7 protein-coding genes and 2 pseudogenes are annotated in these 15,207 nt (G+C 72.5%); 4 read left to right on the plus strand and 5 right to left on the minus strand.

The features are described from left to right. Positions 1-191: 191 nt before the first annotated feature. On the plus strand, positions 192-2,306 hold the full coding sequence (locus tag CP984_RS25115; RefSeq protein ID WP_003982178.1) for a PIG-L family deacetylase: 2,115 nt from the start codon (positions 192-194) through the stop codon (positions 2,304-2,306). Positions 2,307-2,473: 167 nt separating this feature from the next. Here the strand turns inward: CP984_RS25115 and CP984_RS25120 are convergent. The 3 genes and pseudogenes from CP984_RS25120 to CP984_RS25130 form a co-directional block, all read right to left on the minus strand. Continuing rightward, positions 2,474-2,854, minus strand: a pseudogene (locus CP984_RS25120) (GtrA family protein); the annotation flags it as partial. Then, positions 2,851-3,822: a glycosyltransferase family 2 protein gene (locus tag CP984_RS25125; RefSeq protein WP_003982176.1), complete on the minus strand. Its 972-nt coding sequence runs from the start codon at positions 3,820-3,822 to the stop codon at positions 2,851-2,853. The gene CP984_RS25125 and the pseudogene CP984_RS25120, both read right to left, overlap by 4 nt. A 133-nt stretch (positions 3,823-3,955) precedes the next feature. After that, positions 3,956-6,820, minus strand: coding sequence for a YfhO family protein (locus CP984_RS25130; protein WP_100246569.1), 2,865 nt, complete (start codon positions 6,818-6,820; stop codon positions 3,956-3,958). 247 nt (positions 6,821-7,067) lie between these two features. On the opposite strand from CP984_RS25130, the gene CP984_RS25135 reads away from it, so the two are divergent. The 3 genes from CP984_RS25135 (at position 7,068) to CP984_RS25145 (ending at position 12,336) form a co-directional block, all read left to right on the plus strand. Further along, positions 7,068-10,034, plus strand: a complete 2,967-nt coding sequence (locus tag CP984_RS25135; RefSeq protein ID WP_078587057.1) for a bifunctional glycosyltransferase/CDP-glycerol:glycerophosphate glycerophosphotransferase — start codon at positions 7,068-7,070, stop codon at positions 10,032-10,034. Then, entirely contained in the window at positions 10,031-11,185 is a 1,155-nt protein-coding gene (locus CP984_RS25140) for a glycosyltransferase (RefSeq protein ID WP_003982173.1), read from the plus strand. The genes CP984_RS25135 and CP984_RS25140 overlap by 4 nt, the downstream gene beginning before the upstream one ends. A gap of 62 nt (positions 11,186-11,247) precedes the next feature. Continuing rightward, entirely contained in the window at positions 11,248-12,336 is a 1,089-nt protein-coding gene (locus CP984_RS25145) for a glycosyltransferase family 2 protein (RefSeq protein WP_003982172.1), read from the plus strand. Positions 12,337-12,386: 50 nt separating this feature from the next. On the opposite strand, the pseudogene galE reads toward CP984_RS25145, so the two are convergent. Both galE and CP984_RS25155 read right to left on the minus strand, forming a co-directional pair. Beyond that, positions 12,387-13,369, minus strand: a pseudogene (gene galE / locus CP984_RS25150) (UDP-glucose 4-epimerase GalE). Positions 13,370-13,534: 165 nt separating this feature from the next. Next, on the minus strand, positions 13,535-15,181 hold the full coding sequence (locus tag CP984_RS25155; RefSeq protein ID WP_078575621.1) for a glycosyltransferase family 2 protein: 1,647 nt from the start codon (positions 15,179-15,181) through the stop codon (positions 13,535-13,537). Positions 15,182-15,207: the final 26 nt, after the last annotated feature.

The raw sequence follows: 15,207 nt of genomic DNA on the forward strand, positions 1-15,207 counted from the left end.
GTCCATCTAACAGGGTGTCGCATCCTGTTATGGGTGGGTTTGGTGGGTCTTGGGTGTCATGGAGGAGTAGCGCTGTGCCGACGCATTCGCCTCGTATGTCTCGTCGGCGTCTGCTTCAGGTGACCGGTGGGGGAGCGGTCGCGGTTACGGCGGGGGCCGGGGTGTGGGCCTGGGTCGGACCTCGGGCGCCGTTGTCGCAGGTCGCCGCACCGGCGCTGGAGCGGGAGGCTGCCGCGTCCGGTGCGGAGCAGGCGTTCCTGCACGTCATCGCGCACGCCGACGACTCCCTGTACTTCATGAACCCGGCCCTGGAGCAGTCGGTGCGCAGCGGCGCCCGTTCGGTGACGGTGTGTCTGACCGGTGGTGAGTCGGACGGCCGGAACACCGCCGAGCACGGGCGCGGGGACCGGCTGCCGCCGCGCGACCGCGCCGCCTTCGCACGGGCCCGCACCAACGGGCTGCGGGCCGCGCACGCGGTGATGGCCACCGGCGACCCGCTCAGCCCCTGGGACGTGGAGGCCATCTCGCTGCTGCCCGGCTTCCAGGTCGAGGTGCAGACCCTGCGGGCCGCGCCGCACAACCAGTTGGTCTTCATGGAGCTGGTCGAGGCGCGTACCGTCTCCGAGCCCCGCGCGCACAGCCTGCGCGGCCTGTGGCTGGGCGCCACCGGCACGCTGTCCACGCTGCGCCCCGAGGCCACCCCCGTACAGCGCACCTTCGAGTACACCCGCGACCAGGTCGTCGACTCGCTGATCGCGCTCCTGGAGCGGGTCCGACCGACCGTGGTCCGCACCCTCGACCCGAACGCGGTGCACGCCCCGCACCCGGCGCCGCGCACCGACGACCCCAGACTGCGCGGCCTCTTCTACTACGACCACCAGGACCACACGGCCTCGGCGTACTTCGCGCAGGCGGCGCTCGCGGGCTACTGGGGGCGCGAGCACAACCGTCCCACCGTCGTGGAGAGCTACCTCGGGTACGAGACGGACGTGCTGCCCAACAACCTCGACCTGCCGACAGCCCGGCGCAAGGCCCGCCTGCTGTCCGTCTACGGCTGGGCCGACGGCCGTGACTGCGGCGACCGGGCGGGCTGCGGCGACCGCAAGGTGGGCGGTTCGGCGCTGGACGGCTGGTCCCGTAACTGGACGCGCAGCACCCGGCTGCGCGCCCCCGGCTCCAACAGCTGGCTGCGCCCCCTGAAGGACGGCCGGCTCGCGGCCTTCGCCGTCCTGGACGGCGCCGCGGTGTGCTGGGCCGAGACCGCGCCGGGCAACGGTACGTTCAGCGGCCCGCACCTGCTCGGCGGCCGGATGTTCCAGGGCCAGATCCACGCCGTCAGCCACCCCGGCGGCGCCCTCCAGCTCTTCGCTTCCCGTACGGTCCTGCCGACCCGTCATCAGGCGCACCGCCGCGAGCTGCTGACCGCTCTCCAGAACGGCACCGCCCGCGACGGCGTGCCGACCTTCGGCGCGTGGGAGTCGCTGAGCGTCCCGGACGCCGCGCCGGTCAGGTCGCTGGAGACGGGCTTCCCGGCCGCCACCGTCGACCAGGAGGGCACGGTGCACGTCTTCGCCCGCGACTGGCAGGGCGGCATCGGCTACCGCAGCGGCGCACGTGGCACGGACTGGTCCCTGTGGCGGCGGCTGGCACCGCCGACGGCCTCCGGCGGCCCGGCGGGCCGGGTGCCGGGCGTCGTCGACGGGCTGGACGCGTGCGTGGACTCCGAGGGGCTGGTGCACGTCGTGGCGCCGGGCGACAAGGAGGTGCACCACTGGGTCTCGAAGGAGCCGGGGGAGCTGCCCGAGCCGACCGGCGGTACGAGCCTGCCCGAGCCTGCCGGGCCGCTGAGCCTGGTCCCGCTGGGCGACGGCGCGGTGCGCCTGGCCTACCGGCAGAGCGCCACCGCGCGGGTCCTGCTCGCCGAGCGGCAGGGGGCCGCGTCCTGGCGGCTCGCGGCCCGGTACGAGCCGGTCGGCGGGTACGGGCGGGTGGCGGCGGCGGCCGTCGGCAAGCCTGCCCGTACGGTCGTGCTCGCGGTCCGGGACGGGGCGGGGGAGCTGCGGTACGTGCTCAACGACGCGGACCAGGACGGGGCGGGGCGCTGGCAGACCGGAAAGGTGCCGCATTCGGGTGCGGCGGCCATCGGACAGGACCCCGACGGGCGCGCCGTCCTGGCCGTCCTCGGCAACGACGCGCGGCTGCACGCGGTGCGGCAGCGGGACACCGGCACGGACGGCCCGTTCCAGGAGTGGACGGTCCAGAAGCCGAGGCGGGGTCAGACCGGCCCGCCGGACCGCACCGGCTGAGTCTCGTCACCCGTACGGCCGTCATCGCCCGTATGGCCGTCGTCACCCGTATGGCCCCCGTCCTCACCGGTCCGACGGGAGGCATCACCTGCACGGCCGTCGTCACCCGTACGGCCGCCCCCCGTCCCCCCTTCCACACCCCCCACAGCCGTGGAAACCCCGCCCCCCGGCACCAAAATGCGCGTCGACACCACATAGGTGAACGGGATCGCCAGTACCGCCGCGAGCAGCGGCGCGATGCGGGTGTCCAGGCCGCACCAGTTCACCAGCACCACCAGGCCCGCGCTCTGCACCACGTAGTTGGTGACCTGGGTCAGCGGGAAGAGGAGGAACTTCTTCCAGCTGGGGCGGGTGCGGTAGGTGAAGTAGGTGTTCAGGAAGAACGAGCCCACCATGCTGAAGAGGAACGCGATCGTGTAGGCGGCGAAGTACGGCAGCCAGGGGTGGAGGGCCAGGTAGCACGCGTAGAACGTGAGGGTGTTGACGCCGCCGACGACGGCGAAGCGCAGCAGCCGGGCCAGCCGGGCCGGCCGGGTGAGCCGGCTCATCGGCGGGCCCGGCCCGCGACCCGGGCCGTCGGGGTGTGGGCGGGGGTGGTCCCGTTGGTCTCCTTGACCAGGAAGTGCGGGCGCCGCTTCGTCTCGTAGTAGATGCGGCCGATGTACTCGCCGATCAGGCCGAGCATCACCATCTGGAGGCCGCCCAGGCCCACGATGATCGCCACGAGGGTGACATAGCCGGGCGCTGTGATCCCGCCGACGACCGCCGCGCCGATGATCCACAGGGCGTACGCGGCGGCCAGCGCGGCCAGGCTCAGGCCCGTGTAGATCGCCACCCGCAGCGGGCGGCTGTTGAACGAGATCATGCCGTCGATGCCGTAGTTGACCAGGGAGCCGAAGCGCCACTTGGTCTCGCCGCCCTCGCGCCGGGCGTTGCGGTAGTCGAAGGTGACGGTGTCGAAGCCTATCCAGGAGAACAGCCCCTTGGAGAAGCGGTTGTACTCGGGCAGCGAGACCAGCGCGTCCACGGCGGTGCGCGACAGCAGCCGGAAGTCGCCGACGCCGTCGGTCAGTTCCACGTCCACCCACTTGTTGATCGCCCGGTAGTACAGCCTGCTGCACACGCTGCGCAGCGGCGCGTCGCCGTCCCGGCTGCGCTTGGCGATGACCTGGTCGTGGCCGAGCTGGTAGAGGTCGAGCATCTTCTCGATCAGCCGGGGCGGGTGCTGGAGGTCGGCGTCCATGAGGATGACGGCGTCGCCGGTGGCCTCCTTCAGGCCCGCGAGCATGGCGGACTCCTTGCCGAAGTTCCGGCTGAAGGAGAGGTAGCGGGTGGTCGGCCGGTAGCGCTGGGCGAGGGTGCGTATCCGGTGCAGCGTGCCGTCCGAGCTGCCGTCGTCCACGTAGCACAGCTCGTACTCGACGGCGAGTTCTCCGAGCACCTGGCGGATCTCCTCGTCGAAGCGGCCGATGACTTCCTCTTCGTTGTAACAGGGGACGACGACCGAGAGCTTCATGAAGGGGCCCTTTCGCCGGGGCGGAGCGCGGCACGGTGAGACCACCACGCCCCAAGCAGCAATTCTACTAATGAGATGAGATGTCACGATTTGGGCGAACGGGTCGGGCGGGATGCCCGGCCCGGCGGCACGCTCAGTCCCCGCCCCACCGCGGCGCCCGGTCCCAGTTCCGGTACCGATCCCGGCTCCGGCCCTGACCCCGGCCCCGCCGCCCCCGTACGCCACACGTGACAGCCACGGCGGCCAGTGCCAGCACGGCGCCACCGCTCGCCGCCAGGCCCGGCAGCAGCCCCGGCGGGCGGTACGAGCAGTCCAGCCGCGAGGCGCCCGACCCCAGCGGTACGGCGATCAGGCCGCCGAACGTGCGCGGGGCGCGGGACGGGCCGCCGTCCACCCGGCAGCTCCAGCCGGTGACGGCAGGTACGGCCAGGACGGCGGTACCGGTGCTGTGCGCGGGCAGCTCGGCGGACAGCCCGTGCCCGCTCGCCGAGAGCCGCACCGGGGCCTGCGCTCGCAGCTTCGCCACGGCGGCGGCGAGCTTCTCCGGGGCCAGGCAGCCGAGCGGGTGTTCCGGGATGCGCTGGGCCTTCGGGTTGCTGAAGGAGACCGTCAGCCGCCCGTCGGCGGGGACCCTGCCCAGCCCCCGGATCGGATTGGCGGTCGTCTCCCGGCTGCCGAACCCGGGGGAGGTATGGCCGACCGCCCGCACCTTGCCGTGGTACCAGGGCGCGTACCAGAAGACGTCCGACCCGGGCGCGCACTGGACCGTGAAGACGGCGGCCCCGCCCCTGCGGGTGGCCGGCAGCCGCCACTCCCCGTCCACCAGGCGCGGCACCGGCCGCACGGACACGGCGGTGGGTCCGGGAACGGTGGGTCCGGGAACGGTAGGTCCGGGAGCGAAAGGACCGGGAAGGGCGGGACCGGGAGCGCTACCGACAGGGCCGGGCACGGCAGCCCCCGGCGCCGCGGGCCAGCCCCCCTGAGGGCCCCCCGGCCCCGACACCGAATGCCCTCCCGCCGCCGGACCGCCTCCCGAGCCGCCGCCCCCGTCACCCGTCAGGCGCAGCGTCGGTACCTCGTACACGCGCGCGCCCAGCAGCCGTTCCTGGCGGGCGAAGACCGTGCCGCCGCCGACCCGCGGATCGTCGCGCACGTCGATGCCCCGCGCGGCGGCCCCGCGCCGCCGCTGGTCGAGGTCGTCCGCCTTCAGGCCGGGACGTACGGTCAGCAGCGGCGCGGCGGCGGCCCGGCCCACGTCGACGGGGCCGGCCTGCGGGCCGGTCTGGAAGCTGCTCACGCCCATGATCGCGCGGCTTACGGGGGCCTCCAGGCTGCGCGTGTGGCGTCCCTGGATGTACCAGCCGCCGCCCAGCTCGCGCAGCGTGCGCGCGGTCTGCTCCGGCAGGTAGCTGCTGTAGTACGCGCCGCCCTCGCCGCCCAGCAGCAGCGGGTCGTTGTTGGCGAACTCGTGTGGTCCGGGGTCGGTGCGGGAGCGCGGCCAGTCCGCGCGCTGCTGGATGCCCCGGTGTGCGGCCAGGGCCCGCTCGTTCAGCGTGATCTTCGGCCCCCACCATTCGATCTTGTCCCGGGCGGCCGTCACGGAGAACGCCGCATACGCGGAGCCGAGGAAGACCGCGCAGGTCAGCGCGGCGGCGACGACGATCCGTGCGGCGCGGCGAGCCCGGTGCCGCGCCAGCACCAGCAGCGCGGCCAGCACCACCGCGCCGCACCCCGGCACCAGGACCCAGGTGGCCGGGCCGACCGCGCTGCGCCCGTGGCACAGCGCGGCGAGCAGGGCCACCAGCACCGCGCCGGCCGCCAGCTCACGCGGCCGCGGCCGGTGCGCCAGCGCCAGCCAGGAGATGATCACGAGCAGTGCGCTGAGTACGAAGGAGGCCCGGTACGGGCTCCCGTTGGGGACCGCCAGCCCGTGCCAGAGCAGCAGCGTCGGCTTCCACACGAAGGAGACCGCGACGCAGGCGGCCAGCGCGTACCAGGCGACGCGGACGCGTACCGGAATGGCGCGGACGAACGGGAAGGCCGCCACCAGCAGCAGGCCCAGCATCCCGATGAACAGGTGCGGCGCGGGCACCGAGCCGCGCCCGCCGGGCAGCAGCTCCGCGAGGACGTCCAGCGTCGGCGGGCGGCCCCGGTAGACGGCCTCCGGGGCGGGCCGGGACGCCTTGCTGGCCCGGAGGGTGACGGTGACGGCGGGCGCCGCCAGGAGGACGCCGGTCAGCGCCATGGTGGCGGCCCGGGCCAGGGCGCGCAGCCGGTGCCGTACGGGGAGGTCCGTGGCGAGCAGCAGGCGTACGGCGAGCACCAGCGCCATGGCGAGGGTGGCCATCGCCGCGGTGTAGAAGTTCCCGGCCCAGGCCACGCCGACCAGCAAAGTGCCCGCCACCCAGCGGCGCCGGTGCAGGCACCAGTCGGCGGCGATGCCGATCAGCGGCAGGGAGACCAGGCCCCACATCCACATGGGGTCGGCGGCGCCGTCGCTCACCACCCAGGCGCAGGTGCCGTACCCCACCGCGAGCAGCGCGCGCAGCCAGGCGGAGCCGGGGTGCAGCCGCCCGAGGAAGACCGTCATCAGCGCCGTGCCGAGCCCGATGCAGCCGAGCGTGACCAGAAACACCGGCAGCTCGGCCAGCTCGCGCGGGAACAGCCCGACGAGCCAGGAGAAGGGATTCATCAGATAGGTGAGGAAATCGGCCAGGAAGGGGACGCCGTAGCCGCTGTTCCAGTTGAAGGCCAGGTCACCGGTGGAGGTGCCGTGCATCAGGTCCCACAGATGGACGTGGAAGGGGACGAACTGGTTTCCGAGGTCATTGACGGCACGGGAACGGGTACCGAACGGATAGCTGCCCAGCATCGTCATACCGAGGCAATAGGCGCCCATGGCCAGCAATGCCGCGAAAGGCGGCGCGAACCGGGGTGCGGTCAGCGTCTTGATGGTCACATTCACGGGGCGCCGCGCTTCCCTGCTCACCTGCGTCATGAACGAGTAGATGCCGCTTTCAGGCGATGGGTTCCCTATGTCGGAAATGCCGTAACCCGGTTCCCGATGCGGGTGATCGTCCCCGGGTCGAGAGTCCTACGGTAAGCCAAATGTCCGCAATAATGCGGTTTGACAAGAGGAAGGCTCGGCGGCGAACGTGCGCTCGTGCGCCGGTCGGCGGCGTGCCGGGCCGGTCGCGGACCAAGGTAGCTTTGGGTTCTCGCAGCGCTATGAAAAGAGGATTGGGGTGCCCGTGCCTGACGTCTCCGTAGTCGTGATCGTCTACAACGACGCCGACCGGCTACCGACGGCCGTCCGGTCCGTACTGGACCAGACGCTCCACGGAGTCGAAGTTCTGATCGTCGACGACTGCAGCACGGACAGATCCTTCGAGGTGGCCCAGCAGCTCGCCGCCGCCCACCCGGACCGGATCCGGGCGCTCCAGCTGCCCGAGAACAGCGGCGGCTGCGGCGCCCCCCGCAACCACGGCGTCCAGCACGCGGCCGGCTCGTACGTGATGTTCCTGGACAGCGACGACGTCCTGGAGCCGAACGCCTGCCGCAACATGCTGGAGGCGGCCGAGCGGACCGGCGCCGACCTGGTCTCCGGTATGTGCGTACGGGTCAACGTCGACTCGCGCAACCAGAAGCAGACCGAGTGGTACCCCTGGATCTACTCCCGCACCCGCACCATCGAGTCCATCTCCGAGCTGCCCGACCTGCTGGTCTTCGACACGCTCTCGACGAACAAGTGCTACCGGCGCGAGTTCCTGCTGGAGTCCGGACTGGTCTTCCCGGTCGGCATCCACTACGAGGACCTGCTCTTCTCCGCGCAGGCGTACGTGGCCGCCAAGCGCATCACGCTGATCCCCAACCACGTCTACTTCTGGAACGTCTTCGAGAAGGCGGCCACGAAGTCGATCAGCAACCGGCGCCACGAGATCGCCAACTTCGCGCACCGCATGGAGATCCACCGCCGGGTGGACGAACTGCTGGAGCGCGAGGGCCTGGCCGAGCTGAAGTTCCACAAGGACGTCAAGTTCCTCAAGCACGACCTCGTGCTGCATCTGCGTGATCTTCCTCTGCTGGACGAGGACTACCGCCGCGAGTTCGCGGCGATGGCCAACGGCTACCTCGCCGGCATCTCCCCGGAGGCGTACGAGCGGGTCCAGCCCATCCAGGCCATCTGCGCCTACCTCCTTGCCCAGGAGGACTGGCACAACCTGATGCCCGCGGTGGACACCCTGATCAACCGCGACAAGCTCTCCTCCCCGCTCGCCGAGCGCGACGGCCGCATCTACTGGTGCGCCGAACACCTCGACGACCCCGAGGGCCGCCGCGTCCTGGACGTCACCGACGCCGGCTACCACACCCGCTCGGTCGGCAAGCTGTTCCTGCGCAACCAGCTCACCTCCTACGAGGACGACGGGCGCGGCACGGTCCGGCTGGCCGGCACGGTCGTCAACCCGCTCGGCAAGGTCACCCCCGGCACCCCGCTGCGCGGCCGGCTGGAGCTCAAGGCCCGCCGCAAGAGCCTCCAGGCGTTCTCCTTCCCGCTGACCTCGCTGCGCATCGCGGACGACGGCCTGCACTGGGACGCCGAACTGGACCTGGCCCGCCGGCTGCGCCCGCTCGGCGTCATCGACGCCGTCTGGGACGTCCGGCTGATCCTGGACGTGGACGGCGTCACCACCCGTACCCGCCTGACCGTCGGCGGCGTCGACCTGGACAGCGCCCACGCGCTGCGGGTCCGCCCCCGCCTCACCCGGCTGGTCTCCGACCGCGTCGAGCCCGCCACCTCCAAGCGCGGCCACCTCACCTTCGTCCTGGACGCCCAGGGCAAGGCGGCCAAGCGCACCAACCAGGTGCTGCGGCAGGCGCTGCGCAGCCCCGCCGCCGACCTCGCCAAGAGCAGCGTGCGCAAGGCCCGCAAGGCCAAGCGCGACCTGAACTCCGGCGAGACCAAGCTGCGCGTCTACAACGAGGTCTTCAGCAAGCTGCCCGTCCACAAGGGACTGGTCGTCTTCGAGAGCCACCTCGGCAAGCAGTACAGCGACAGCCCCCGCGCCATCTACGAGGAGATGCGCCGCCAGGGCGTCGACTTCGAGGCGGTGTGGGCCTACGACGGCAAGAAGCCGGACGGCTTCCCCAAGGACGCCACCCTCGTCAAGCGCTGGAGCTGGCCGTATCTGCGCGCCCTCGCCCAGGCCGAGTTCTGGATCGACAACCAGGGCTTCCCGCTGCGCCTGAACAAGCGCCCGGAGACCACCTACATCCAGACCTGGCACGGCTCCGCGCTCAAGCGCATGGGCTTCGACGAGCCGCGCATGAAGCTCAAGACGCGGGCCGCCAAGGAGGAGTTCCAGAAGGTCCTGGACCGCTTCGACCACTTCCTGGTCCGCTCCGAGCACGACGTACGGACCCTGGCCCGCGCCTTCCGCCTGCGCGACGAGGTGCTGCTGCGCAGCGGCTACCCGCGCAACGACGCGCTGGTCGCCGCGCGGGTCGCCGAGGAGACGAGCGGTGTGCGCGAGCGCGGCCCGCTGGCCGAGGAGCTGGGCATCGGCGCCGACAAGACGGTGCTGCTGTACGCGCCGACCTTCCGCGCCAACCCCAACGGCTCGGTCCGCGGCTTCGAGCCGCCCTTCGACGTGGACGAGTTCGCCGAGCGCTTCGGCGACCGCTTCGTGCTGCTGATGCGCTCGCACTACCTGAACAACGTGGTGCTGCCGCCGTCCGTACGCGGCAAGGTCATCGACGTCACCGGGCAGCACGACATCACCCCGCTGCTCCAGCTGGCCGACGCGATGATCACGGACTACTCCTCCGTGATGTTCGACTACGCCCTGCTCGACCGGCCGATGCTGTTCTTCGCGTACGACTACGACGAGTACGCCAACGAGGCCCGCGGCACCTACTTCGACCTCAAGGAGAAGGCGCCGGGCCCGGTGCTGGGCACCGCCGAGGAGCTGTTCGAGGCGATCGAGAACCTGAAGGCGGCGGACGACGGGCACCGCGAGGCCCGGCGCCGCTTCACCGCCGAGTTCGGCGAGTACGACCAGGGCGACGCGGCCCGCATGATCGTCGAGCGGTTCTTCGGCGGCGCGCCCGCGGGCGCGGACCGCGGCACGGTGCGGGGCGGCGCCCTGCCCGGCCCCACCGTCATCACCGGCTCCGCGCCGAGCGGCGCTTCCGTGAAGGGGGAGGCCCGATGACCGGGCGTGACATCTTCTTCGTCTCCAACAACGTCGACGAGATGGGCGGGGTGACCACCTGGTCGCACCAGATGGCCCGGCTCTTCGCCGAGCGCGGCCACCGCGTGCACGTCATCGGCGTCGTACCGGCCCCTGAGGAGCTGCGCGCCGACCTCGGCGCCGACCTGCCGTACAAGACGACGACCCTGTACGACGAGCACCCGCCCAAGGCCGTACCGGCCGCCCGCGGCATCAAGGGGCGCCTGAACATCGCCGAGCAGCGCCGCCGGGCCGCCCGCCAGGCCGGCATGGAGGAGCAGGCCGCCAAGCTCAGCGCGCTGTTCCGGGCCGCGCGGCCGGGCGGCATGGTCATCGTCACGCAGGTGTGGGCCATGGAGTGGGTGGCGCTCGCGGACACCGCGGGGCTGCCGGTGGTCGGCATGACCCACGAGTCCTTCGACGCGTGCCGCAAGTCCTCGCGCTTCAACCGGGTCAAGAAGTACTACAAGGACGTGGACCGGTTGCTCGCCCTCACCCGTGAGGACGCCGACCTGTGGATCCGGCAGGGCATGGACAACGCGGACTTCATGCCCAACCCGCTGCCGGTGACGCCCGAGGTGCCCTCCGACCGCACCGCCAAGGTCGTCGCCAGCATCGGCCGGCTCTCCGACGAGAAGGGCGTCGACCTGCTCCTGGACACCTGGGCGACGGTCGCGCCGGGCCACCCCGACTGGACGCTGAAGATCTACGGCTCCGGCGAGGACGAGGAGATCCTGAAGAAGCAGGCCGACACGCTGGGGCTCGCGGACTCCGTGGAGTTCATGGGCCGCACCGACGACGTGGCGGGCGCGCTGCGCGGCGCCTCCGTCTTCGCCCAGTCCTCCCGGGCCGAGGGCTTCCCGCTCTCGCTCATGGAGGCGATGGCCAGCGGCGTGCCGTGCGCGGCGTTCGACTGCGCGCCCGGTGTCCACGAGATCATCCGGGACGGCGAGGACGGCCTGCTGGCCGTGGTCGGGAACACCGCCGAACTGGCCCGGCACATCGACGCGCTGATCTCCGACAAGGAGCTGCGCGACCGGCTCGGCACGGCGGCGCGGGAGAACGTACAGCGGTACTCCACCGACCGCATCGTCAAGCGCTGGGAGGACCTCTTCGCTCTGCTGGAGCGCTGAGGCCCGCCGGACCGGCCCCGCGCGCGGGGCCGGTCCGTACCGGACGACGGAAGAGGCACACCGTGGCAGCAGACCGTCCGCCCGCCTCCGACGGCCAGGGGACCGGCCCGGCCGTCTCGGTCGTCGTGCCGGTGCACAACACCCGCCGCTACCTGGAACGCAGCCTGGGCTCCGTCTTCGCCCAGAGTCTCGGCCCGGACGCGGTCGAGGTGATCGCCGTGGACGACGGGTCCGACGACGGCAGCGGCGCCTGGCTGGACGAGGCGGCCCGTACGCACCCGAACCTCACGGTGGTCCACCAGCCGCCCTCCGGCGGCCCCGGCCGGCCCCGCAACGTCGGCATGGACCGCGCCCGCGGCCGCTATCTCTTCTTCCTCGACTCCGACGACCACCTCGGCACCGAGGCGCTGGAACGGCTCACCGCGCTGGCCGACACCTACGGCTCGGACATCGTCTACGGGCGCATAGTCGGCGCGGGCGGACGCGGCGCCCCCGTCGACCTGCACACCACCAGCCCGCGCGTCACACCCTTCGACTCGCCCGTCTACTGGACGCTGGCCGCCTACAAGCTCTTCCGCCGCGCCTACGTCCAGGAGCGCGGGCTGCGCTTCGTCGAGGGGCGGCTGCGGGCCGAGGACCTGCCCTTCGGCATCCGGGCCCTGCTCGGCGCCGGGACCGTCTCGGTCCTGGGCGACTACGACTGCTACTACCTCCAGGGCCGCGACGACGACAGCAACGCCAGCCGCCAGGACCTCGACTGGGTCGAGCACCTCGGCTACATCGGCACCGTGCTGGAAGAGGTCGCCGACCTGGTGCCGCCGGGCCCGGACCGCGACACGCTCATGGTCCGCCACTTCCACGGCGAGATCCTCGCCCAGTTCGCCGAGCCCTACCTCGCCCGCGACGCCGAGGGCCGCCGCGCCATGGCCAAGGCCGCCCGCCCTCTGGTCGACGCCTACCTCACCGACCGTGTGCTGGCCGCCCTGCCGCCCCGCCTGCGGCTGCGCGCGCAGTGTCTGCAAAGGGGCGCGGTGGATGAGCTGACCGAGGTCGTACGGGCGGACATCGAGGGCGGGCCGACCGGGACCGTACGGGCGGAAACCGAGGGCGATCCGGGCCCGCCGCCGGACGGTGCGGACGGCCGCGCCTGAAACACCGCACGCCCCCGGCGGACCGGGGGCGTGCGGGGAGCGTTCTCGGATCAGGCGCTCGGGCGGTGGTGCTGCCAGCCCTGCCAGGCCGAGGTGATCATGTCGCGCACGTTGTAGCGCGCCTTCCAGCCCAGCTCGTCGGCGATCCGGTCGGCGGCCGCGACCACCCGGGCCGGGTCGCCGGCGCGGCGCGGGGTGACCTCCGGGGTGGCGTCCGGGTGACCGGTGATCTCGTTGATCAGGTCGATCATCTCCTTGACGGAGACACCCTCGCCGCGGCCGATGTTCAGCGTCAGGTCGCGCACCGGGCCGGGCTCGGCCAGCTTGCGGGCGGCGGCCAGGTGGGCGTCCGCGAGGTCCGCGACGTGGATGTAGTCGCGGATGCAGGTGCCGTCCGGGGTCGGGTAGTCGTCACCGAAGATCCGCGGCGCCGCGCCCTCGGTGAGCTTCTCGAAGACCATCGGCACGATGTTGAAGACGCCGATGTCGGCCAGTTCGGGGGTCGCGGTACCGGCCACGTTGAAGTAGCGCAGGCACGCGGTGTTGATGCCGTGCGCCTTGCCGGCGGCGCGCGCCATCCACTCGCCGACCAGCTTGGTCTCGCCGTACGGGTTGATCGGCGAGCAGGGGGTGTCCTCGGTGACCAGGTCCACGTCCGGCATGCCGTAGACGGCCGCGGAGGACGAGAAGACGAACCGGCCGACGCCGCCCGCCCCGCCGCCATGGCCTCCAGCAGCGTCTGCAGGCCGTGCACGTTCTCGCGGTAGTAGTGCAGCGGCATCTCGACGGACTCGCCGACCTGCTTCTTCGCGGCCAGGTGCACCACGCCGGTGACGCCGTGCTCGGAGATCGTGCGGTCCAGCAGCGCGCGGTCCAGGGTGGAGCCCTCCACCAGCGGGACGCCCTCGGGGACCCGGGCGGCCACGCCCGTGGAGAGGTCGTCGAGCACCACGACCCGCTCGCCCGCCTGCGTCATGGCCCGTACGACGTGGGCGCCGATGTAGCCGGCGCCGCCCGTGATCAAGTAAGACATCTCGCCATCCTAAGGTGGTCGTTCTGCGTCGGGTGGAACAGGGACGGACGCCGCAGGGCGCCGCCCCGGGGGCCGTACGGCGGCCACCGGCGCGCTGACCGGGGCAGTCCCGGTGCTGCCGCCGGGACCGGGCCCGCCGCCGTCGGCCGCGCCGCTGTGATGCGACTAACGGCCGAGCTTGCGGGCCGCGATGTGCCAGGCCGCACGCACGCCGGACGCCATACGCAGGGCCAGCGCGCCGCCGGTCGTCGCGTACGGCTGCACCAGGAGCAGCCCGTGCCGGCCACTGGGCAGCGCGTGTCTGCGCAGCCCGGAGCCGACGGCGCGCAGCCCGCCCTCCAGGACGGAGCCGTCCGCGCAGCGCACACGGGCGGTCAGGTCCCACGGGACGGGCGTCGCGGCGTCCTTGCCGCCGCGTCCGAGCAGGGCGCCGAGGTCGAGGGCCGTCTCGGCCGTCCAGACCGTCCCGGAGGGGCCGGGCGTGAGCGTGGCGGTGTGTACGGGGCCCGGCCGGCCGTCCGCCCGGCGGCGCAGCTCCACCTCGATGGCGGTCGGCCCGGCGGCCTTCACGCGTCCGTACAGGTCGTGCACGCGCAGCCGCAGCACGCAGCGGGTGCCGAGGACCGGCTCGGCGTCGATGGTCACCGGCAGCTCGGCGGCGGGCAGCGTGTCCAGGCCGTCCAGCTCGACCCCGGGCAGCTCGCGCGACCACACGGGCCGCCCGCCGTCGCGTACGTACGGCGGCAGCAGACGGCCGGGGCGGGCGGCGAGCTGGGTCAGCCGGTCCGGGTCCACCGGCGCCTCGCTCGCCAGCAGCACCCGCGCCAGCCAGCGGGCGGGCGCGGTGGCGGCGAGCAGTTCGCTCTCCTCGAAGCCCGCCAGGTACGAGCGGGTCAGCCGCCACCACTCCTGCCGGTAGTCCGCGCTCCGGGTGTGCAGCTCGCGGACGTACATCCGCAGGTCGTGGTCGAGGAACTTGGTGCGCGCCGCGTGCGCGAGCCGCTTGTGCCCGGCGTCGGCGAGGATGCGCACGCTGGTGCGGTGCGCCTCGATACGGGCCTCCCAGTTGGCCACGTCGCGGCGGTCCAGCGAGATCGACTGCTTGGCGGCGGAGCGCCGTACGTGCCAGATGTAGACCTGTTCGGGGACGACCGCGAGGCTCGGCGCGGCGGCCAGCACCCGGGAGGTGAAGACGAAGTCCTCGTAGGTGAAGCGGCCGTCGGGGAAGAGGATGCCGTGGTCGAGCAGGAACGCACGGTCGTAGAGCTTGTTGACGCACAGGGTGTCGCCGACCAGCTCCGGGTGCGCGGCGAGCGGCGTGTGCACGGCGGCCTCGCGGTAGAGGTCCGGCTGCCAGGGCACCTCGCGCGGTCCCGGCAGCTCACGGCGTACGCACAGGCCGGCCGTCACCGGGGTGCCGTGGCGCAGCGCGGCGCCCAGCAGCGCGTCGACCGCGCCGTCGGGCAGGATGTCGTCGCTGTCCAGGAACATCACGAAACGGCCGGTGGCGGCCCGCAGTCCGTCGTTGCGGGGCGTGCCGCAGCCGCCGCTGTTGTCCGCGCGGTGGATCACCCGCAGCCGCCCGTGCTCGCGCGCGAGGTCGTCCAGGACCGGCCCCGTACGGTCGGTGGAGGCGTCGTCGACCGCGATCACCTCGGCGACCGCGTCCCCCTGCGCGAGGGCCGAGCGCACCGCCTCGCCGACCAGCGCGGCGTCGTTGTAGGCGATGACGATGACGCTGACCTGCGCGGACGGTGTGACGGCAGGCACCGGCCGCGGCTCGTCTGCTTCCTTGACAGTCACTACATCCATATTTCGTGTCGGTGGTGATCGACGGC

It is taken from the genome of Streptomyces rimosus, from assembly GCF_008704655.1.
Lineage (GTDB): Bacteria > Actinomycetota > Actinomycetes > Streptomycetales > Streptomycetaceae > Streptomyces > Streptomyces rimosus.

What these genes read in the sequence shown, in the direction of transcription:
- CP984_RS25125 (WP_003982176.1), bottom strand. Translation starts at nt 3,822, where the DNA reads ATGAAGCTCTCGGTCGTCGTCCCCTGTTACAACGAAGAGGAAGTCATC.
- CP984_RS25130 (WP_100246569.1), bottom strand. Translation starts at nt 6,820, where the DNA reads ATGACGCAGGTGAGCAGGGAAGCGCGGCGCCCCGTGAATGTGACCATC.
- CP984_RS25140 (WP_003982173.1), top strand. Translation starts at nt 10,031, where the DNA reads ATGACCGGGCGTGACATCTTCTTCGTCTCCAACAACGTCGACGAGATG.
- CP984_RS25155 (WP_078575621.1), bottom strand. Translation starts at nt 15,181, where the DNA reads ATGGATGTAGTGACTGTCAAGGAAGCAGACGAGCCGCGGCCGGTGCCT.